21 protein-coding genes are annotated in these 20673 nt (G+C 49.7%); 7 read left to right on the top strand and 14 right to left on the bottom strand.

What is annotated here, in order from left to right; all coding sequences use genetic code 11:
* Positions 1-31: 31 nt before the first annotated feature.
* The 13 genes from katX to NYE62_RS19720 form a co-directional block, all read right to left on the bottom strand.
* Positions 32-1645 carry a catalase KatX gene (gene katX, locus NYE62_RS19780; protein WP_144664739.1) on the bottom strand — a complete coding sequence of 538 codons (1614 nt, stop codon included), beginning with the start codon at positions 1643-1645 and terminating at the stop codon, positions 32-34.
* A 77-nt stretch (positions 1646-1722) separates the two neighbouring features.
* Complete coding sequence (locus NYE62_RS19775) at positions 1723-2805, bottom strand: glycosyl hydrolase (RefSeq protein WP_342497140.1); 1083 nt, start codon at positions 2803-2805, stop codon at positions 1723-1725.
* A gap of 19 nt (positions 2806-2824) precedes the next feature.
* Complete coding sequence (gene manA / locus NYE62_RS19770; RefSeq protein ID WP_342497139.1) at positions 2825-3769, bottom strand: mannose-6-phosphate isomerase, class I; 945 nt, start codon at positions 3767-3769, stop codon at positions 2825-2827.
* On the bottom strand, positions 3766-4647 hold the full coding sequence (locus tag NYE62_RS19765; RefSeq protein ID WP_342497138.1) for an ROK family protein: 882 nt from the start codon (positions 4645-4647) through the stop codon (positions 3766-3768). The genes manA and NYE62_RS19765 overlap by 4 nt, the downstream gene beginning before the upstream one ends.
* A 19-nt stretch (positions 4648-4666) precedes the next feature.
* Complete coding sequence (locus NYE62_RS19760) at positions 4667-6067, bottom strand: glycoside hydrolase family 1 protein (protein WP_085341613.1); 1401 nt, start codon at positions 6065-6067, stop codon at positions 4667-4669.
* A gap of 29 nt (positions 6068-6096) precedes the next feature.
* Entirely contained in the window at positions 6097-7416 is a 1320-nt protein-coding gene (celB, locus tag NYE62_RS19755; protein WP_012118772.1) for a PTS cellobiose transporter subunit IIC, read from the bottom strand.
* Between the two features lie 18 nt (positions 7417-7434).
* Positions 7435-7752: a PTS lactose/cellobiose transporter subunit IIA gene (locus NYE62_RS19750; protein WP_007407750.1), complete on the bottom strand. Its 318-nt coding sequence runs from the start codon at positions 7750-7752 to the stop codon at positions 7435-7437.
* Between the two features lie 14 nt (positions 7753-7766).
* Positions 7767-8078: a PTS sugar transporter subunit IIB gene (locus NYE62_RS19745; protein ID WP_007614670.1), complete on the bottom strand. Its 312-nt coding sequence runs from the start codon at positions 8076-8078 to the stop codon at positions 7767-7769.
* 152 nt (positions 8079-8230) lie between these two features.
* Positions 8231-9529, bottom strand: coding sequence for an arsenical efflux pump membrane protein ArsB (locus NYE62_RS19740; protein ID WP_015418509.1), 1299 nt, complete (start codon positions 9527-9529; stop codon positions 8231-8233).
* 13 nt (positions 9530-9542) lie between these two features.
* A complete protein-coding gene (locus NYE62_RS19735; protein ID WP_059367547.1) occupies positions 9543-9893 on the bottom strand; it encodes a metalloregulator ArsR/SmtB family transcription factor in 351 nt (116 codons plus the stop codon).
* 102 nt (positions 9894-9995) lie between these two features.
* A complete protein-coding gene (locus tag NYE62_RS19730; RefSeq protein ID WP_342497137.1) occupies positions 9996-10892 on the bottom strand; it encodes an ABC transporter substrate-binding protein in 897 nt (298 codons plus the stop codon).
* Positions 10893-10908: 16 nt separating this feature from the next.
* Positions 10909-11922 carry an iron ABC transporter permease gene (locus NYE62_RS19725; RefSeq protein WP_064107978.1) on the bottom strand — a complete coding sequence of 338 codons (1014 nt, stop codon included), beginning with the start codon at positions 11920-11922 and terminating at the stop codon, positions 10909-10911.
* Complete coding sequence (locus tag NYE62_RS19720) at positions 11923-12921, bottom strand: iron ABC transporter permease (RefSeq protein ID WP_042635747.1); 999 nt, start codon at positions 12919-12921, stop codon at positions 11923-11925. It abuts the gene before it with no gap.
* A 242-nt stretch (positions 12922-13163) separates the two neighbouring features.
* On the opposite strand from NYE62_RS19720, the gene NYE62_RS19715 reads away from it, so the two are divergent.
* The 7 genes from NYE62_RS19715 (at position 13164) to licH (ending at position 19499) form a co-directional block, all read left to right on the top strand.
* Complete coding sequence (locus NYE62_RS19715; protein WP_052827992.1) at positions 13164-13754, top strand: DNA-3-methyladenine glycosylase; 591 nt, start codon at positions 13164-13166, stop codon at positions 13752-13754.
* A gap of 60 nt (positions 13755-13814) precedes the next feature.
* On the top strand, positions 13815-13940 hold the full coding sequence (locus NYE62_RS19710; RefSeq protein WP_003150859.1) for a hypothetical protein: 126 nt from the start codon (positions 13815-13817) through the stop codon (positions 13938-13940).
* A 146-nt stretch (positions 13941-14086) separates the two neighbouring features.
* Entirely contained in the window at positions 14087-16042 is a 1956-nt protein-coding gene (licR, locus tag NYE62_RS19705) for a transcriptional regulator LicR (protein WP_094032011.1), read from the top strand.
* 98 nt (positions 16043-16140) lie between these two features.
* Positions 16141-16449 (top strand): PTS lichenan transporter subunit IIB, encoded by a 309-nt coding sequence (gene licB / locus NYE62_RS19700; RefSeq protein WP_003150863.1) that lies wholly within the window; start codon positions 16141-16143, stop codon positions 16447-16449.
* A gap of 15 nt (positions 16450-16464) precedes the next feature.
* The gene (gene celB / locus NYE62_RS19695; protein WP_007407740.1) at positions 16465-17823 is read left to right on the top strand and encodes a PTS cellobiose transporter subunit IIC; all 1359 of its coding nucleotides are present in this window, start codon (positions 16465-16467) and stop codon (positions 17821-17823) included.
* Between the two features lie 18 nt (positions 17824-17841).
* The gene (licA, locus tag NYE62_RS19690; RefSeq protein ID WP_003150867.1) at positions 17842-18174 is read left to right on the top strand and encodes a PTS lichenan transporter subunit IIA; all 333 of its coding nucleotides are present in this window, start codon (positions 17842-17844) and stop codon (positions 18172-18174) included.
* On the top strand, positions 18171-19499 hold the full coding sequence (gene licH, locus NYE62_RS19685; protein ID WP_003150870.1) for a 6-phospho-beta-glucosidase LicH: 1329 nt from the start codon (positions 18171-18173) through the stop codon (positions 19497-19499). Before licA ends, licH begins: the two co-directional genes overlap by 4 nt.
* A 40-nt stretch (positions 19500-19539) precedes the next feature.
* On the opposite strand, the gene NYE62_RS19680 is transcribed toward licH, so the two are convergent.
* Positions 19540-20631: a branched-chain amino acid aminotransferase gene (locus tag NYE62_RS19680; RefSeq protein WP_025650062.1), complete on the bottom strand. Its 1092-nt coding sequence runs from the start codon at positions 20629-20631 to the stop codon at positions 19540-19542.
* Positions 20632-20673: the final 42 nt, after the last annotated feature.

The following is a 20673-nucleotide window of genomic DNA, read 5'->3' as shown; positions in this document are numbered from 1 at the left end:
AAAACAGGACGCGATTGTCCTGTTTTTTTATTTAATACGGATCAGACGGATGGCTTTCCTGTTCAGCCTGTTTTGCGGCTTGTGCCGTATCAGTAGTGCCGATCGGCCCGCCGCTGTTGCTTTCGGAGGCTTTTTTCAGCCCTTCCGCCACACGTTTTCCGTAGTCCGGATCTGCTTTTGTGAAATTCTCAATCATTTGATCCTGAATGTCTTTGCGGCAGGAAGAAAGCGTATTGACCAGGTTTGTGATCAATTCGTTCCGTTCAAATTCCGAAAATCGACGGTATGTTTTTCCGGCCTGGCCGAAATTATTCGACCGGTCGATCGCTTCCCGCTTCACATCGCCTTCGACATGAGGTGTATGGTCTTTCCCATCCTGCTTTGCTTCGTTGAGTCCTCCCATAATGGACGGCTCATAGTTGACGTGCGGGTTTTGTCCTTCTGCCCGATCGACCCGATACTGCATTTGCCCGCCTTCCTGGTTGGTGGCGACATGCTTTTTCGGCGAGTTGATCGGAAGCTGCAGGTAGTTTGCGCCGACGCGGTACCGCTGGGTATCTGAATAGGAGAATGTCCGCCCCTGAAGTAATTTGTCATCCGAAAAATCAAGGCCGTCCACAAGCACGCCCGTTCCGAATGACGCTTGTTCCACCTCGGCATGGTAGTTTTCCGGGTTTTTGTTCAGAACCAATTTACCGATCGGCTTCCAAGGGAAATCGTCTTTATACCACAGCTTGGTCGGATCAAGCGGATCAAAATCCAGCTCGGGGTGTTCGTCATCAGTCATGATTTGCGCATACACTTCCCATTCAGGGTAATCGCCTTTTTCAATCGCTTCATACAAATCCTGTGTCGCATGGTTAAAGTTTTTCCCCTGAATCTCTTCCGCTTCCTTCTGTGTCAGGTTGCGGATGCCCTGTTTCGGTTCAAAGTGATATTTGACGAGCACGGCTTTTCCTTCTTCATTGACCCATTTGTAGGCATGGACGCCTGAGCCCTGCATCTGCCGGTAGTTGGCCGGGATGCCCCACGGCGAAAACAAGAAAGTGATCATATGAGTCGCTTCCGGTGATTGGGAAATGAAGTCGAAAATACGCTCGCCGTCCTGAATGTTCGTAACGGGATCAGGCTGAAATGCGTGCACAAGATCCGGGAACTTCAGCGGATCACGAATAAAAAAGATTTTCAAGTTGTTGCCGACCAGATCCCAGTTGCCGTCTTCGGTATAAAGCTTAACGGCAAAACCCCGGGGATCACGCAATGTTTCCGGGGAATGCTTTCCGTGGTTGACGGTAGAAAACCGCACAAACGCCGGAGTTTTCGTTCCTTTCTTTTGAAACACTTTCGCTCTTGTGTATTTAGAAATCTCCTCGTCTCCAAAACTTCCGTACGCCTCAAAGTATCCGTGTGCGCCGGCGCCGCGCGCGTGAACGACGCGCTCGGGAATCCGTTCGCGGTCAAAGTGGCTGATTTTCTCCAAAAAATCATAATTCTCCAATGTCGTCGGTCCTCTATTGCCGACTGTCCTGACATTCTGGTTGTCAGTGACCGGATGGCCCTGCCGGTTTGTCAGCGTGTCTTCTGACTCGCCTTTACCGGTCGTCTTACTGGAAAGCGTTTCTTCGCTGTTTTTGTTATTTTCCATTGTTGAACCCTCCTTTTTGAACGGTAACAATATGCCCAGCAGAGCCGTTTTTTAAAACCGATTTTCAAAAGAAGCGGTTATTCCGCGATCGGCGTCAAGGACCCGCCGTTCCATATTTCGCCCTTGTTCAGCGTCCAGCTGTTTTGATAAAGGCTTTGCGCGCCTTGATTGGCCGCCGGACTTAATTGTTCATCCCATGTCAAAAAGTACGTGGTCTCGGGGTATTTTTGCCTGATCGCCTTGATAAAAGCAGCATAATCAAAGCTTCCGATATTACCGGACGGACCGGTTTCGGCAAAGGCAAACGGTTTTTTCAGAGACAGCATTTCATCATAGCCTGATATCTCATACGGATCAGTGAAGTAAGCGTCCAGACCGGTAATATCCACATAAGATGAGCCTGGGTAAAAGTCTGCCTTAAAGTCTCTGTTGGCATCCGGCGAATACACCCACAAAAGGTTATCCAACCCTCTTGTCTCTGTCATATAGCGGTATATCTTCTTGTAAAGCTCTTTGTACAGCGAGATTCTTTCCGTGTCTTTTTGGTTGTAGCCTGTCAGCCCCCACCAGAACCACTCGCCGTTCATTTCATGCAGCGGTCTGAACAGAACGGTGACGCCTTGATTTTTCAGCTGAGTAAGGCCGTCGGCGATTTTGCTGAGCAGCGCCTCAAGCCGTTTTCCTTCAACAGTTGAAGGGTCCAGAATGTTTTTGTACTGGCTGTTTGAGATGGCTGTTTTATAGTTTCCGGATGGAAAAGCCGGATTTGCGAGATGCAGGCTGACCTGAGGGAGGCCGCCGCTTTTCCAGTATGAGATTAAGCTGCTGTTACAGCTGTAATCGATAGAATCGGTGATATCCGCTGTTTCAAGCCATCCTCTCCCATAGTCACAGCCGTAGATGGCGGGAGACTGTCCCGTCGCGTTTTTCAAGCGGTTTTCCTCTGTCATTGAAAAAGTGACATCGCTGTACCCGCCGAACGCCCCGGACATGACCCTGTTTTCTGAACGGTTGGGCAGGTGAGCCAGCCAGTTCATGATATCTTTTGTCGTCTGCTGGGCATTTGGGTTGACGGGATAAACGGTGTGAGCCGATATCGGACTGGCGGCTCCTAAGAGTAATAAAACGATAGACAGGCAGACTGCTAACTTTTTGAGCATATAAAAGACCTCCTGATTTTTAGGATGATGAAGGATGTGAAACGATAACCTCACAATCTCCTTCTATAACAAAATCTCCGGAATCCGCCGGCACGATAAAGTGATCGCCTTTGTGAATGGGGCATCCATCCAGTTCTCCGCGTCCGTTAATGACGCTTGCGAGTAAATACCGGCCGGGTGCGGGGAATGATGCTTTCCCGCTCACATCCCATTGATAAACTGAAAAGAAAGGTGTTTCGGCGAGTATCGTAATCAGAGCATCTCCGATCCGATGCTTTGTGCTTTTTACATTTTCATCGGTATGGGGAATGTCTGTTACGTCAATTGCTTTCTGAAGATGAAGCTCGCGTTTCTTCCCGTTCCCATCCGTCCGGTCATAGTCGTAAAGCCGGTAGGTGGCATCAGAGCTTTGCTGGATTTCAAGAACGAGCGTACCTTCACATAAAGCGTGCAGTGTGCCGCTCGGGACATAGAAAAAATCGCCGGGCTTAATGGGGATGCGGCGGAGCAGGTGATCCCACTCGTTTTGTTCAATGAGCCGAACGAAGCCTTCTCTCGTTTGGGCGCGATGCCCTAAAATGAGCTCCGCGTCTTTTTTGCAGTCCAACACGTACCAGCATTCCGTTTTTCCGAGTTCTCCGTTTTCATGCCGATGTGCATATGCATCATCCGGATGAACCTGTACGGATAAGTCCATATTTGCGTCAAGAATTTTTGTGAGCAGGGGAAAAGCGTCTTCTTTCGGATGTCCGAACAGGTCAGGGTGTTCACTCCAGAGACGCTGTAATGATGTTCCGGAAAAAGGCCCGTTCCGCACAATGGATGTGCCGTGCGGATGAGCTGAAATCGCCCAGCACTCTCCCGTCCGCTCAGAAGGAATCTCATACCCGAATGTATCGCGCAGCTTCGTCCCGCCCCATAATCTTTCTTTAAAAACCGGTTCCAAAAATAAGAGTTTCGTCATTTTCCCGCCTCCCGGTTTGCCGCTTCTAAGGCCTGCTCCGCCAATACGAGCGAACCGGCCGCGCCGGAGTGAATCCCTAATTGAGGGGGAACGATGAAGTGTTCAATATCAGGCAGATCAATATATTGATTCAGCCGCTTTTTCACGTGCTGACGGATAGAAGAGAACAGCTGCCGCTGGTTCATAACGCCCCCGCCGAGAATGATCTTTTCCGGCGAAAGTATGAGAATATACTGCACAAGCGCTTCGGCAATATAATAGCCCTCAAGCTCCCACACTTCCTGCTGATCCGTGAGCAAAAATGCTTTTTTCCCCCAGCGTTTCTCAATGGCGGGGCCTGCCGCGAGACCTTCCAGACAATCTGTATGGTATGGGCAATTGCCTTTGTAGCCGTCGTCCGGATGTCTTCTGACATAAATGTGGCCCATTTCAGGATGAGACAGCCCTTGAACAAATCTGCCGTTCATGATGGCGCCCGCGCCGATGCCTGTGCCGACCGTCAAATACAGGCAGCTGTCCGCGTTTTTGGCCGCGCCGAAAGAAGCTTCTCCGAGCGCCGCCGCATTAACGTCGGTGGTGAAGCCTGCGGGAATACCCAGAGCGCTTTTGATCGTTTGAAGAATAGGGCAGTTCCGCCAGGCTGTCTTTGGCGTCGCGGTAATGCACCCGTATGTTTGACTGTCAGGACGGATATCAATCGGTCCGAACGACCCGATGCCGATGGCGTCTATCGGGAAATCTTTAAAGTAACGGATGACCTGTCTGAGTGTGTCATCCGGTTCTCCCGTCGGAAACTCTACTCTGTCCAGAATGGTGCCGTCTCTTTGTCCGGCGGCACAGACAAATTTCGTGCCGCCGGCTTCAATACCTCCAAGCATGGCCGTCCCTCCTCATCTGTTAAAATCCGTTTTGATCGGAAACGGATTTTAACCAGCGGCCGCTTTTTTTGACGGTCCGTTCGCCCCCGTTTTCCAGATTGACAGATACAAAGCCGTAGCGGTTTTTGTAAGCATTGGTCCAAGACCAGTTGTCCATGAAAGTCCACAGGTGATAGCCTTTTACATTTGAACCTTCTCCGATGGCCCGATGCACCCATTTGAGATGTTCCTGGATAAATTCAATCCTGTAATCATCCTGAATGATGCCGTTTTCATCGCGGAAGCGTTCCTCGCCTTCAACTCCCATGCCGTTCTCAGAAATAAAACACTCGATATTTCCGTAATGTTCTCTGAGATTGGTAAGAATGTCGTAGATTCCTTTTTCGTAAATTTCCCACCCGCGGTGAGGGTTCATTTTCCGGCCGGGCATGACATACGGATCGAAGAAACGCTCAGGCAGGAAAGGGGCATGCGGATTCGGAACATGTTCTTTTGCCTTGACGCGCCTCGGCTGATAGTAGTTCACGCCTAACAGGTCGACCGTATGCTCCTGAATGAGGCGGAGATCTTCTTTCTCATAATGCGGCAGAAAGCCTTCCGCCTTGAGAATCTCGACAAGCTCCTCAGGAAATTCGCCCTTTACGGCGGGATCTAAAAATGAGCGGTTGAAAAAGGCGTCGGCAATCCGGGACGCTTTGACATCTTCTGGATGTGAGCTTCTCGGATAAGAAGGCGTCAGATTCAGAATGATTCCGATTTGTCCGTCCTGTTTCAATTCTCTGTAGGCTTTGACAGCCCTTGCATTCGACAGCAGGGTATGGAAGCCGGCCTGCACCGCTTCTTGAAAATTAACGTGATTCGGGTAGTGAAAATCATATAAATAGCCGCCTTCAATCGGCACAATCGGCTCGTTGTGAGTGAACCATTTTTTCACCTTGTCACCGAATAGCGAAAAGCAGGTTTTGGCGTAATGTTCAAACGCGTCAACGGTGTTCCGGCTGACCCAGCCCCCCTTACGCTGAAGGGCGAGCGGCATGTCAAAGTGAAACAAATTGACAAACGGCTCAATGCGATGGGCAAGCATTTCATCGATGACGTCCTGATAAAACGCGACCGCTTTCTGATTGACCTCGCCGGTTCCGTCCGGAATCAATCTTGACCAGGAAATAGACAGCCGGAAGGAGTTATGGCCGATTTCTTTCATCAGCCGGATATCCTCCTTGTATTGATCGTAAAAACGTGACGTGTCGCCGGGGCCGACGCCGTTAAAAAAACGGCTCGGCTCTTTTTCATACCAGTAATCCCATATGTTTTGGCTTTTTCCGTCTCTGTCAGCGGCGCCTTCTGTTTGGGTGGCGGAGGCGGAAGACCCCCACCAGAATCCTTCCGGAAAACGATATTGAATATTTGATTCAGTCAATTGATTTCTCTCCCTTACTGCGATTTTGATTACATACTCATGCTGTCATCCCGGGCATGCTGCTCGGTCTCAGCTTCTTTTTCCTTTGCCATGTTTAATTTGTCCAGCGCTTTAAGAAACGGGAACCAGATGACAAACACAATACAGAGGTTGACCAGCTGCATAATGCCGCCCATGACGGAATTGGTCGCCATAATCCCGTTAATGAAAAGGGGGACGGTCCAAGGCACGGTCACGCCGGTAGGAGGGGGCACGATCCCCGCCGACATGGCCAGGTAGGTGACGAGGGTGACAACCATCGGCGCGATCACCCACGGAATGATAATGATCGGGTTCATCACGATCGGCAAACCGAAAATAACCGGCTCATTGACGTTGAAAATGCCTGGCGCGAGACCGAGTTTGGATATCTGTTTCATCTGTTTGCTTTTCATAAAAAGCAAGATGGCGATCACTATGGCCAATGTCATTCCGGTTCCGCCCATTCCGACGGTGTAAATCTCCATAAACGGCTTAGAAATAATATGGGGAATCTCTTTTCCCGCTGTATACGCTGCCAAATTTTCGACCTGTAATGTATTCCAAATCGGGTCCATCACGGAATTGATAATGATTTGTCCGTGAAGTCCGAAAAACCATAAAATCTGAATAAAGAAAACAGCGATTAATGTAGGAATGATGCCGCTTCCAAGTCCGACAAGCGGTGCTTGAACCGTATGATAAATGACATCATGCAGATTGGTGTGAAAGATTTGGGTGACAGCCGCATTGATCAAGAGGAAGACGGTAAGCGTGATAAAAGCCGGAATCAATGCGGCGAACGATTTAGCAACAGCCGGAGGAACACCGGCAGGCATCTTAATCGTTAAGTTTCTCTGAACGATTCTTCTGTAGATTTCACCTGACAAAAACGCGGTCATCATGCCGAGAAACATCCCTTTTGCTCCAAGCCGGTCAACCGGAATGACGCCTGCGACCGCTTTGCCCGTTTCCGGCTCTAAAACGAACGGGGTGAGCAGCAGAAAAGAAACCAATGCGATCGCTCCGCCGAATACGGCCTCCACTTCGTAGCTTTTGGAAAGGTAATAGCCGATCCCGAAGACGACAAAAATGGACATAATCCCCATCGTCGCCGTCGAAGCGCCGCCAAACCCGGATTGAAAGACAGACAGGGCGGAGCTGCTCATGATTTTGTTTAAAAACGGCAGGTTCGTCAGCACGACGAACACCGAACCGAAAATGGTCAGCGGAAACGCCAGCATAAAAGCATCCCGTAAGACTTGCAAGTAGCGGTTATTGTTTAATTTGCCCGCGATCGGAACAAGGAATTGGCTGATTTTCTCAAACACGTCTTCACCCCCGGCTTTTTATAAATTCTTTGATTGAAATAAGTCGAGCATTTCTTTGACGAGCTCTTTCATTGAAAGCGCTGACATTAAGTGGTCTTCAGCATGCATAAAAAGCAGAGAGACATCCGTTTTGGCGCCGCCGGCTTCTTTTTGAATCATCTGAAAATGGATGTCGTGCGCTTTCCCCAGTTCTTCTTCAGCCTTTGTCAGAAAGGTGTCTGACTCATCTGTCCGGCCGTCTTTATATGCGCGTATCGATTGAATAATATTGCTGCGGGCATTGCCGCTGTGAAGAATCAGCTGAAAACTGATCTGTTCATCCGTGTACGTTTCCATGCTTATCGCCTCCTTTATTTGTTCTCAATCAAGGCAACGGCCTGTTCGTATGCTTTTTTGCCATCTCCCATGCCGTATGCCATCATATCAATCACATCAACGGTGATGTGAAGCGGGTCCGCCTCTTTCTGAAGCTCACCTTTTAAAAAACTCATCTGCGGGCCGATCAGTACGACGTCTGCATCTTTCATCGCTTCTTTTGCTTTATCCTGTCCGACTGCCCAAATCTCGGCTTCCTCACCGATGGAGCGGGCGTAATTCTGCATTTTCGTAACAAGAAGGCTGGTGGACATGCCTGAGCTGCAGGCTAATAAAATTCTTTTCATGAGGAATCCCTTCTTTCATAAAGTTAAACCGTTTTCATGAATATTATAATCTTTTGAAACTAAATGTCTATACTTTTAAAATATAAAGTTTTACTTTTCGGATTTTTGACACAAAAAAACCTTTTAAGATTCAACTTAAAAGGTTTTTCATCTCAAGCGAGCCATAACAGCCATAAATAAAGTCCGATCAGGGTGATGAATAACGTCGGAATGGTTAATATCAGACCTGTCTTGAAATACATTCCCCAGGAAATTTTCACGTTTTTCCGGCTCAGCACGTGGAGCCATAACAACGTCGCCAGCGACCCGATCGGCGTGATCTTCGGCCCGAGGTCCGAACCGATAACATTCGCGTAAATCAATGCTTCTCTCATCAGCCCGTGAGTGTCCGTTCCGCTGATGGCTATGGCGTCAATCATCACCGTCGGCAGGTTATTCATAACGGAGGAGAGGATCGCCGCGATAAACCCCATTCCGAGTGTGCCCGCAAACAAACCGTGATCCGCCGCTTTCTGTATAAGCTGAGAAAGAAGATCCGTCAGTCCGGCATTCCGCAAGCCGTACACGACAACATACATGCCGACAGAAAAAAACACGATGGCCCACGGGGCGTCCTTGATGACTTGTTTCGCAGGGACGGCGGGGCTTCGCTGCGCCAGAATGAGAAAAATGACCGCGATGGAGCCGGCAACGAAGGAAACGGGTATCGACAGCAGTTCGCTGACGAAATATCCGATCAATAAAACGGCCAGCACAGCCCACGATAACCGGAAAAGGCGTTCATCCTTAATTGCGGATGCCGGATGTTTCACAAGACCGGTGTCATACCGTTTCGGAATGTTTTTTCTGAAATAGAGATACAACACCAAAATGCTTGCCGCCAGAGAAAAAAGGTTGGGCACCAGCATGCGTGATGCATATTCAATGTATCCGATATGAAAGTAATCGGCGGATACAATATTGACCAAATTGCTTACAACGAGCGGGAGCGAGGTGGTGTCGGCGATGAATCCTCCGGCGATAATAAAAGGAAAAACCAGCTTTTCAGGTAAATTCAAAGCCCGCACCATCGCCAGTACGATCGGGGTCAAAATGAGCGCCGCTCCGTCATTGGCAAACAGGGCGGAGACAACAGCCCCTAAGACCGACACATAGAGAAACATCCGCAGCCCGCTGCCCTTGGCCGCCATGGCCATATGCAGCGCGGCCCACTCAAAAAAACCGATACTGTCAAGAATCAATGAAATGATAATAATGGCGATAAAGGCAAGTGTCGCATTCCAGACGATTCCCGTCACTTCCGCGATATCGTGCAGGCTGACTGCTCCGGCGATCAAAGCGAGGACCGCCCCGCCGCAGGCAGACCAGCCGATTGATATATGTTTCGGCTGCCATATGACAAACACAAGTGTCAGCACAAAAATCAGCGCTGATAAAACCGCAACTCCCAAGAATATATCCCCCTTACCGGCATGTAACAGTGACTTCTTTTTGCCGCAATGTCTGTAAAACTTCGTCCTTTTCATCTATCTGCTGCAGAATCGAGCAAACCAGCGCGTATTCCGGACCGGACGGATGAATGGCATAGTACCGCCACTGACCCTCGCGTCTTTCCCGCACAAGGCCGGCGTTCTTTAATTTCCGCAAGTGCTGGCTGATGCCGGGCTGACTTATATCAAAAATAGCCGTCAGCTCGCAGACACAATATTCCTTATCCTTCAGAAGCTTCAGCATCAAAAGCCTCGTCGGGTCGCTTAGAAGTTTGAGGCACTGGCTGATCCCTTCGGAACTTAAAGCATGATGCCTCCGTTCCATGCGCTCACTCCTTTTTTACACTATTATATAAGCAGATGTTTATATAAGTAAACGACAATATAAAAAAGCCGGCCTTGCACTTTTTGCAAAACCGGCTCGTGTTTATTTTTGGAACAGTTTTTTCGCTTCATCCATTGCTAATTTATTTCCCAGTGCTGAATAATCAAGCCAAGGCTGATCGGCAATTTTATAGACGTGGTTTGCTTTCACGGCCTTCAGCCCTTTCCATACAGCGCTTTTTTGCAATTCTTTATAGGCTTGCTGTGACTTGTCGTCTCTGTTAACGACGACGAAAATCGCATCTGCGTTGTAATCAGGCAGCACTTCTTGAGAAATGACTTCATAAGGGCGGGAGGTGTTCATTTCTTTAATGCCGTCAGCCGGTTTCAGCTTCAGATCGTCAAACAGAATCGGTCCCATCGGGCGGCGTGTGCTGAAGACGCGAAGCTCTTTTGCGTTCACGCGGATCGCCATGACTTTGGCGTTTTTCCCTAATTCCTTATTCATCATGGATCTGACTTGTTTTGTTTCATCTTCGTAATCTTGAATAAATGTGTTCGCTTCTTTTTCACGGTTGACGATTTTTCCGATGTCTTTTAAATGATCGCGCCAAGTGCCTTTATCAAGGTCGAAAACGTGTGTGTTTCCGATTTTCTTGTATTTTGACACATCTTTTCCCGCAAATTCTTTATCAAGATAAATGTTGTCTGGATTCAGCTCAAGTAAAGCTTCCATATCCGGGTCTGAGGCAGGTCCGAGTTTTTTCGTGTCTTTCAGCTGATTTTTCACATGAGGGAGAAAATCTTTTAATTCTCCGCCCACGACGGAACCGGCAGGTGTAACGCCGAGAGCCAGCAGATCATTTGTCAGGTGAATGGACATCGAAGCGATTTTATGATCGCCTGATTTCTTTTTTGACTCTGGCTGTGTTGAATCGGATTGGCAGGCAGCCAATAAGAAAATACACATGAAACTGACGAGCGCAATTATTTTTTTCATGGGAATACTCCTTGTTTTATGATTTGATTTTCATGACGAGATAGAGAAAATACGGCGCGCCGATGGCTGCCGCAACCACGCCGGCCGGAATGGCGTTCGGCTGAAACAAAGACCGGCCGATGGTGTCTGCCGCGACAAGAATGACAAGTCCGATTAATCCCGCAATCGGGATAATATGCTGATGCATGGTGCCGACGAGCCGTCTTGCCAAGTGAGGGGCGGCAAAACCGATAAAGCCGATTCCGCCGGCCATCGCGACGCTCGCGCAGGACAAGCCGACCGCTATGGCGATCAGCATGATCCTTTTTCTCTGCACGTGTGCGCCGAGCCCCGCGGCTGCCTGGTCACCGAGCATTAAAATATTCAAAGAGCGGGCGTTAAGCCATGCAAGCGGTGCGAGAATGCCGATCCAGGGCAATAGCGACCACACGTGAATCCAATCCCTGCCCCAGACGTTTCCCACCAGCCAGCGGGAAGCGAATGTATAAGTTTCTTCATTCAGGCGCAGCGACATAAACAATGTAACGGCGCTGAAGCCCGCGGAAACGGCGATCCCGACTAACAGCATGCGGATCGTTAAAAAACCGTTCAGCCTGTCGTACGTAAGCACTACGATCAGCAGGGCCGCGAGTGTTCCGCCCGCAAACGTAAACAGCGGGATGAACATCGACGCCTGCGCCTCCAGGGAATGAAAGAACGTGATATACATCATCAAACCGAAGGAAGCGCCGGCATGCAGTCCGAGAATGCCCGGATCGGCAAGCGGATTTCGGGATACACCCTGCAGAATAGCGCCCGACACTCCTAAACCGATGCCGGCCAGCATCGTCACCAGAATCCGGGGAAGCCGGTAATCGAATAAAACGGTTGTGCTTTGAAACGTGCCGTATCCGAACAGCGTTTTTCCCACCGTGAGAGGAGAAAGCCGGAATGAGCCCGTATGCAGCCCGATCAGAATAATGCAAACGGCGATGACCAGCAGAATGATTCCTGCCGCCGCCGCTTTTTTTGTTTCTTTCTGCACTTTCATTTATAAGTCTCTCCCTTCCTTGCGGGCAATATAAAGAAAGAAAGGGACACCGACAAGTGCGACCATGATGCCTATCGCCAATTCTCTCGGAGGACTGACCGTGCGTGAGGCCAGATCAGCCAAAATCAATAGAATCGCGCCGAGTAACGCGGACATCGGAATAATCAGCCTGTACGTAACGCCGACGATCTTTCGCGCGATATGGGGAATGACCAGCCCGACGAAGCCGATCGCGCCGGCAGCGGAAACAGACACACCGGCAAGAACGACGGCGATCATTAATCCGGCGGCACGCGTCAGAGCCGTGTTCACCCCTAAATTCGCCGCCACGTCATTTCCCATTGAGAGAAGGGTGACGGACCGGCCCATGAATGTCGCGAGAATGATGAAGACCGCAATCACGGGAACAAGGACTTGTAGATGAGCCCACTTGATCCCTGACACCCCGCCGGCGTACCAGAAGGCCAAATCCTGGCTTAAATCGTAATAAATCGCCACACCGGTACTGAGTGAATGTAAAAGAGCGGCCACGACCGCCCCGGCAAGCGTCACTTTTAAAGGTGTCATGCTGCCTTTTCCCGCCGCACTGATAAAGAAAATCAAGCCGGTGCTTGCCAATGCTCCCAAAAATGACATCACCATCAGCAGGGCGTATGACAAATGAGGGAAAAAAGCAAAACTGAGCGCAACAACAAACATGGCGCCCGCGTTTACGCCTAAGACACCCGAATCGGCAAGCGGGTTTCTCGTGACACCCTGCATGAGGGCGCCGGCTGCGGCAAAAGCGGCTCCTGTAACGGCCGCCCCGAGCACCCTCGGAAGACGCAATTCATGAATGATCTGCTGGCCTGTTATATTCGGATTGTAATCAGCAACAGCCGACCAAACCGTATGTAAAGTAATGTCTTTCGCGCCGAATGAGACGGCGAAAAAAATAGATACAAGCAGCCCGATCACCGCGATCAGGAAGAAAACCCCGTTTTTTAAGATGCTGATCAGACGGTTTGCGGACGTGACAGAATCGCTCAAAAATCAATTCACCTACTTTTATGATCATTATCCGGTATTTATTGAATATGAGAATCATTTTCATTTGAACCATCACATTATACCGAGCCGATTTTCAAAACGCAATAGAGCGTTCAACAATGATGTCCTTTTTTTCTCTCATGTTTATATTGTAAAAAAGAAGTGAAAAACGTGAAAGAGGAAATCGCTATATTCAGAAAGGAGGGAGGCAAATGGCGGGAGAACAAAAGCCTTTGCCGATTGAATTTTACCAGAGACCGTCAGTGGAGCTTGCCCCTTTATTGCTCGGCTGTCTATTGGTGAAGGAGACGGATGAGGGAACGGCTTCAGGTTTTATCGTGGAAACGGAAGCTTATATGGGAGCGGAAGACCGGGCGGCGCACAGCTTCGGCAACCGGCGCACGAAACGGACGGAAATTATGTTCCATGAGGCGGGCCGCATTTATACATACGTCATGCACACTCATACATTAATGAACGTCGTCGCCGCGGACATCGGCATTCCGCAGGCCGTGTTAATCAGGGCGGCGGAGCCTCATGAAGGACAGTTCCTGATGGAGAGCAGGAGACCGGGCAGACCCCCGAGAGAGTGGACAAACGGCCCGGGAAAACTGACGAAGGCGATGGGCATTTCAATGAACGACTACGGCGGCATGATCACGGAACCGCCGCTGTATATTACGGAGGGCTTTACGCCTGAGCATATATCAACAGGCCCGAGAATCGGGATTGACAACAGCGGAGAAGCCCGGGATTATCCGTGGCGCTATTGGGTGACAGGGAACCGGTATGTCTCACGCTGACCATGTTTATAAACGCTGATAACAGGGGAAAGACAAGGTAAAAGAAAGGGGATTCAGACATTGAAAAAATTTTTCAAAACGATTATCAAATGGGCGCCCGTCATCTATCCGATCATCAGAAAAATCATAAAAGAACGGAAGGCATCTAAGCGGAACCGCATGTCCGCATCCCGAACAGCCGGCTGATCCGGCTGTTTTTTTACGGGCTTGGCATCGGATTGCCGCATTGACTTGAAATCCTCCCCATTATAGAATTTACATACATTTACCCCTTCCTCATTCTTTTTGCCCATTTTTCACGTCTGCATCTGATCTGATAGGAGGTTTTTCTCATGCTTCATGGGCGGCTTCGTGAACTTCTGCGCTTGCTTTTAGCTGCTGAAACACCGGTTACAAGCTCAGTCATCGCTGCAAATGTAAAGGTAACGACGCGGACGGTCCGCAATGACATAAAGGAACTGCAAACCATTGTAGAAAAACACGGCGCATCCATTCAATCTGTCAGAGGGAGCGGCTATAAGCTGCTGATCCGGAATGAGCAGCCGTTTAAAAACTGGCTTCAGGACAATTTCCAGCAGAACAGCACCGTGCCGATTTTTCCCGATGAACGGATAGATTACCTTATGAAAAGAATGCTTCTGGCCGACGGCTACCTCAAGCTGGATGACTTGGCGGAAGAACTGTTCATCAGTAAATCCACACTTCAATCTGATTTAAAAGAAGTCAAAAAACGGCTCCGCCCCTATGACATCATTTTGGAAACAAGGCCGAACTACGGCTTTAAGCTGCGCGGCGAAGAGCTCCGCCTCCGTTATTGTATGGCGGAATACTTAGTGGACGACCGCGAGCCTGAGCCTGATCTCCTGAGTGAAAAGGCCGGTATTCTGCCGAAAGACGACATTCATGTGATCCGCACAGCCATTATGAAGCAGGTTCGAAACCATAAGATCCCGCTTTCTTTCTTCGGCCTGAACAATCTCATCATCCATATCGCCATTGCCTGCAAACGAATCCGGACAGAAAACTATGTATCTCTCATTCCGGAAGATCTTCATGATATTAAGCTTGAAACAGAATATCAGTCAGCGGAAGCCATCGTAAAAGAGCTTGAATCGGCGCTTTCGGTCACCTTTCCCGAACAGGAAACCGCCTATATCGCCATTCACCTGCTCGGGACAAAGCGCATGACCCAGTCACAATTGGAAGGAAAAGAGCTTACAAGGCTGATAGACGGGGAAACCAGCCGTTTGACGGAGGCCATGATTGAAGCCATTGAGCGGGAGCTGAAGCTCGGAATCACGGACGACAATGAGCTGAAAGCGGGTCTTGCGCTCCACATCAAGCCGGCGATTAACCGAAACCGGTACGGAATGAACCTGAGAAACCCGATGCTCTCCGCCATAAAGGAAAATTATCCGCTCGCATTTGAAGCGGGAGTGATTGCGGGAATCGTGATCAAGGAGCAAACCGGCATTGATATTCATGAGAATGAGATCGGATATTTGGCGCTTCATTTCGGAGCCGCCATCGAAAGGAGAAAGACGGAACGGCCGCCTAAGCGCTGTCTGATTGTCTGTGCGTCCGGCGCCGGCAGCGCACAGCTTTTAAGAGAAAAGCTCCGTTCCCGGTTCGCAAAGCGTCTTGAAATCGTCGGAACGGCTGATTACTGCAGCCTTGACCAGCTTTCCTTTGAGTCGATTGATTTTGTGGTCAGCACAGTTCCGATCAAAAAAGACCTGCCCGTTCCCGTATTAAAGGTTCATACGCTGTTGGGCGGCGGGGATTTTACAAAAATCGACGCCATGCTGGAAGAAAAGCGGGAACAATTGAACTTTCTGAAACCGGAGCTGGTATTTTTGCAGCAGGATCTGGAGACGAAGGAGGACGTCATCCGTTTTCTCGGACAGCAGGTTGCAGAAGCCGGCCTCGCTTCTGATTCTCTGACCGATTCTATTTTTGAAAGGGAAGCGATTTCTCCTACGAGTTTCGGCAATCTTACGGCGATTCCGCACCCGCTCGTTCCGCAGACAGACACGACGTTTTGGGCGGTATGCACGCTGAAGAAGCCGATTGACTGGGCGGATAAGCGTGTCCAATTTGTCTGCCTGCTCTGCGTCGAGAAAGAAAGCAAAGCCGACCTCCAGCATATGTACAAATGGCTCGGCGGCATGTTAGATGATCCGGCCGCGGTAAGCCGTCTCTTAAAATGCACAACCTATCAGGAGGTTTTACGAGTATTCAGAGACAAACGATCAGAGAAAGACCTGGATACACCTTTTTTCCGTTAACAGCGGAAAAAGCCTGAGTAGTTATGAAAGCGATTTCATAATATGATGGTACTAACAACGAGACATACAAAATATCAAACTTTCAGGAGGTCTTTTACATGAATATATTACTCGTTTGTGCAGCAGGGATGTCAACAAGCTTACTCGTCACCAAGATGGAAAAAAGCGCACAGGAACAAGGAAAAGAATATAAAATCTGGGCGGTGTCAGGCGATTCAGTCAACCAGCATATTGATAAAGCGGACGTATTGCTGCTTGGGCCTCAAGTCCGTTATTTGCTTCCGCAGCTGAAAAAATTGGGTGAATCAAAAGGAGTGCCGGTTGAAGTCATCAATACCGTCCATTACGGCACATGCAACGGAGCGGAGGTTCTGAAATCAGCGGAACAGCTCGGAAACGCATCGTAGAAAGGGGCGGGCCGTGTGAATAAGGTGAACCAGTTTTTAGAAGAGAAAGTCATGCCCATTGCCGGAAAAATTGCCTCCCAGCGGCATCTGCAAGCATTGCGTGACGGGATCATCCTCACCATGCCGCTTATCATCATCGGTTCGTTTTTTCTGATCATCGGCAACCTGCCGATTCCGGGATATGCGGATTTCATGGCAAAAACGTTCGGAAGCGCCTGGTCTCAAAAACTGCAATATCCGGTTGATGCGACCTTTGAAATCATGGGTCTTGTCGCCGCTTTCGGAATCGCCTACCGCCTGGCCGAAAAATACGGGGTGGATGCATTATCGGCCGGTGCGATATCTTTGGCGGCGTTTCTCTTGGCAACGCCGTACAAAGTTCCGTTTCTGCCTTCCGGCGCCAAAGAGGAAATCATGGTGGGCGGCGGCATCCCGCTGTCTCTCATGGGAAGCAAAGGGCTGTTTGTCGCGATGATCATCGCCATGCTGTCGACGGAAATTTACCGCCTGATCATCCAGCGGAATTTCGTCTTCAAAATGCCGGACGGCGTGCCTCCGGCGGTCAGCAAATCATTTGTCGCTTTAATTCCCGGCTTTGCGGTCATCTTTCTGATCTGGGGCGCGCGTTTAATTGTCGAAGCGACGCCGTTTGAAAGCCTTCATAACATTGTAAGCGTTGTACTGGGGACACCGCTCTCGATTCTTGGGGGAAGTCTCGGCGGAAGCCTGATAGCCGAAGCGGTTCAAATGCTCTTGTGGGCGTGCGGATTACACGGGGCGAACATAGTCGGCGGCGTCATGGCGCCGATCTGGTTCGGAGCGATGGATGCCAACCGGATTGCGTTTCAGGCGGGCGATGCGCTTCCGAATATTTTCACCCAGCAGTTTTTTGAAATCTGGATCAACATCGGCGGAAGCGGCGCGACACTGGCGCTCGTGGTCACCATGTTTCTCCGTTCGCGAAGCAAGCAGATGAAGCAGCTTGGGAAACTCGCCATCGGGCCGGCCGTCTTTAATATTAATGAGCCGATTATTTTCGGAATGCCGATCGTCATGAACCCGATGCTTCTCATTCCGTTCATTATCACACCGCTTGTCACACTGGTCCTTACCTATATCGGCATGAGCACTGGCCTCGTCGCCAAACCTGCCGGCATTGCCGTCCCATGGACGATGCCGCCGATTTTCTCCGGCTATCTTGCCACGGGCGGAAAAATATCAGGGGCTGTCATGCAGGCGATTAACATCATCACAGCCTTTATCGTGTACTATCCGTTCTTCAGAATGTGGGATTCGCAAAAGCTGAAAGAAGAAAACGAACTTGAACAATCGCAGGCGCCAGCCGTACAGGGAGACGAAAAAGCCGTGCTGTAGAGAAAGGGAGTGAAACACATGAATGAAAAAATGGAACAGACCATTTTTCAGATCATCCTGCATGGCGGCAACGGCAGAAGCGCATCAATGGAAGCCATTGCCGCCGCAAAGCGGGGGGACAGAGCCATGGCGGAAGAAAAGCTTCAGGAAGCCGCAAGGGAACTGACGGAAGCCCATCATTATCAGACAGAACTGATCCAAAATGAAGCCGGCGGAGAAAAAACAGACATGACGCTTTTAATGGTGCATGCGCAAGATCATTTAATGAATGCCATGACCGTGAAAGACTTGGCCGCTGAGTTAGTTGAGATTTACGAAAAAGTGAGTCTGCAAGGGGGAGCGAAAATATGACAAAAGGAATTAAAATTGTAACGATCGGCGGAGGCTCAAGCTATACACCGGAGCTTGTGGAAGGCATCATTAAACGCTATGAGGAACTGCCTGTCAGAGAATTATGGCTCGTCGACATTCCCGAAGGCGAGAAAAAACTCAATATCGTCGGCACGCTTGCAAAACGCATGGTCGAAAAAGCGGGTGTTCCGATAGAGATTCACCTGACGCTTGACCGGAGAGAAGCCTTGAAGGATGCGGATTTCGTAACGACTCAATTCCGCGTCGGCCTTCTTGAGGCCCGCGCCAAAGATGAACGGATTCCGTTAAAATACGGCGTAATCGGCCAGGAGACAAACGGTCCGGGCGGTTTATTCAAAGGGCTGCGCACCATCCCGGTTATTCTGGAAATCGCGAAAGACATCGAAGAGCTTTGTCCGAATGCATGGCTCGTGAATTTCACAAACCCTGCCGGCATGGTTACCGAGGCCTTGCTCCGCTACTCGAATCTCACAAAAGTCGTCGGCCTCTGCAATGTGCCGATCGGCATTAAAATGGGCGTCGCAAAAGCATTGGACGTGGATGTCAGCCGGATCGAAGTGCAATTTGCCGGGCTGAATCACATGGTCTTCGGATTAGATGTTTTCTTAGACGGCGTCAGCGTGAAAGATCAAGTCATTGAAGCCATGGGAGATCCGGAAAACGCCATGACGATGAAAAATATTTCAGGGGCGGAATGGGAGCCTGAATTCCTGAAGGCGCTCGATCTGATTCCTTGCGGCTACCACCGCTATTATTTCAAAACGAAAGAAATGCTCGAGCATGAAATAGAAGCGTCACAGACGGAGGGCACACGCGCCGAGGTCGTACAGAAGGTTGAGAAAGAACTGTTCGAACTGTACAAAGATCCGAATCTCGCCATCAAACCGCCGCAGCTTGAAAAACGGGGCGGAGCGTACTACAGTGACGCGGCCTGCAACCTGATCAGCTCCATCTATAACGACAAACATGATATCCAGCCCGTCAATACGATAAACAACGGCGCGATCGCCAGCATTCCGAATGACTCAGCGGTCGAAGTGAACTGTGTCATGACGAAAGACGGTCCGAAACCGATCGCCGTCGGTGATCTGCCGGTGTCTGTCCGCGGACTCGTCCAGCAAATCAAATCATTTGAGCGTGTCGCCGCTGAAGCAGCCGTCACGGGAGATTATCAAACGGCGCTACTTGCGATGACGATCAATCCTCTCGTCCCGTCAGACTCCGTGGCAAAGGCCATTCTGGATGAAATGCTTGAGGCCCACAAAGAACATCTGCCTCATTTCTTTAAGTCGATTGAAGCATAGGAGCAGTAAAAAAACCCGGATTCGCTTCCGGGTTTTTTGCTTATTTTGATTCGCTTAGTGAGGCGACTTCCGTCGTCCAGCCGAACACGTCGGCTTCCGCGCCTTTTTGAATGCCTGTAATGGTATCATACAATTTCTTCGAGATCTCTCCGGTTTCACCGCTGCCAATGACAAGACTTTCATCATTCCAGATCAGTTCGCCGACCGGAGAAATGACCGCCGCCGTACCGGTTCCGAATGTTTCTTCCAATCGGCCGTCACGATGCGCCTGGATGATTTCATCAATCGAAATCTTCCGCTCAGACACAGTCAGTCCCCAATGTTTGAGAAGGGTGATGACGGAATTTCTCGTAATTCCTTCAAGAATGCTTCCGTTCAGCTCCGGCGTCACGATTTCGCCGCTGATTTTGAAGAAGATGTTCATGCTGCCGACTTCTTCGATGTATTTTTTCTCAATGCCGTCAAGCCATAAAACCTGGGAAAATCCCTTCTCTTCCGCAACCTGCTGCGCTTTCAGGCTTGATGCGTAGTTGCCGGCGGTTTTCGCGTTTCCGGTGCCGCCTTTGACGGCGCGCACGAATTCGTTTTCCACGGCGATTTTTACCGGTTTAATGCCTTCTTTGTAATAAGAGCCGACCGGGGAAAGAATGATAAACAGCTTGTACGTATGGGATGCCGCTACACCGAGGAAAGGCTCAGTCGCAATGATAAACGGACGGATATAAAGGGAAGTGCCTTCCGCTTTCGGAATCCAGTCTTTGTCGATGGCTACGAGCTGTTTCAGGCCTTCAAGAACAAGCTCTTCATCAATGAGCGGGATGCAAAGGCGGTCATTTGACTGGTTCAGGCGCTCCATATTTTTCTCCGGTCTGAACAGAAGCACTTCCTGATCCTTCGTTACATACGCTTTAAGCCCTTCAAAAACGGTTTGGCCGTAATGATAAACCATGGCCGCAGGATCCATTGAGATGGACTGATAAGGGATAATTCTCGGATCATACCAGCCTTGATCGGCGTCGTAATCCATAACAAACATATGGTCGGTGAAAATTCTGCCGAATGCAAGGTCATGGGGGTCCGGTTTCGGTTTTTTGGCTGAAGTCAATTCAACACGAATATCTTGTTTCATAATGTTCTGTCTCCCTATTGGTGTTATTGTCAAACTTATTTGAAA

Source organism: Bacillus sp. FSL K6-2861 (genome assembly GCF_038630725.1).
GTDB classification, from domain to species: Bacteria; Bacillota; Bacilli; order Bacillales; family Bacillaceae; genus Bacillus; species Bacillus velezensis.
This window is presented reverse-complemented; position numbering and strand designations above follow the sequence as displayed.

What these genes read in the sequence shown, in the direction of transcription:
- katX (WP_144664739.1), bottom strand. Translation starts at nt 1,645, where the DNA reads ATGGAAAATAACAAAAACAGCGAAGAAACGCTTTCCAGTAAGACGACC.
- NYE62_RS19775 (WP_342497140.1), bottom strand. Translation starts at nt 2,805, where the DNA reads ATGCTCAAAAAGTTAGCAGTCTGCCTGTCTATCGTTTTATTACTCTTA.
- manA (WP_342497139.1), bottom strand. Translation starts at nt 3,769, where the DNA reads ATGACGAAACTCTTATTTTTGGAACCGGTTTTTAAAGAAAGATTATGG.
- NYE62_RS19765 (WP_342497138.1), bottom strand. Translation starts at nt 4,647, where the DNA reads ATGCTTGGAGGTATTGAAGCCGGCGGCACGAAATTTGTCTGTGCCGCC.
- NYE62_RS19750 (WP_007407750.1), bottom strand. Translation starts at nt 7,752, where the DNA reads ATGGAAACGTACACGGATGAACAGATCAGTTTTCAGCTGATTCTTCAC.
- NYE62_RS19745 (WP_007614670.1), bottom strand. Translation starts at nt 8,078, where the DNA reads ATGAAAAGAATTTTATTAGCCTGCAGCTCAGGCATGTCCACCAGCCTT.
- NYE62_RS19735 (WP_059367547.1), bottom strand. Translation starts at nt 9,893, where the DNA reads ATGGAACGGAGGCATCATGCTTTAAGTTCCGAAGGGATCAGCCAGTGC.
- NYE62_RS19730 (WP_342497137.1), bottom strand. Translation starts at nt 10,892, where the DNA reads ATGAAAAAAATAATTGCGCTCGTCAGTTTCATGTGTATTTTCTTATTG.
- NYE62_RS19725 (WP_064107978.1), bottom strand. Translation starts at nt 11,922, where the DNA reads ATGAAAGTGCAGAAAGAAACAAAAAAAGCGGCGGCGGCAGGAATCATT.
- NYE62_RS19715 (WP_052827992.1), top strand. Translation starts at nt 13,164, where the DNA reads ATGGCGGGAGAACAAAAGCCTTTGCCGATTGAATTTTACCAGAGACCG.
- licR (WP_094032011.1), top strand. Translation starts at nt 14,087, where the DNA reads ATGCTTCATGGGCGGCTTCGTGAACTTCTGCGCTTGCTTTTAGCTGCT.
- licB (WP_003150863.1), top strand. Translation starts at nt 16,141, where the DNA reads ATGAATATATTACTCGTTTGTGCAGCAGGGATGTCAACAAGCTTACTC.
- licA (WP_003150867.1), top strand. Translation starts at nt 17,842, where the DNA reads ATGAATGAAAAAATGGAACAGACCATTTTTCAGATCATCCTGCATGGC.
- licH (WP_003150870.1), top strand. Translation starts at nt 18,171, where the DNA reads ATGACAAAAGGAATTAAAATTGTAACGATCGGCGGAGGCTCAAGCTAT.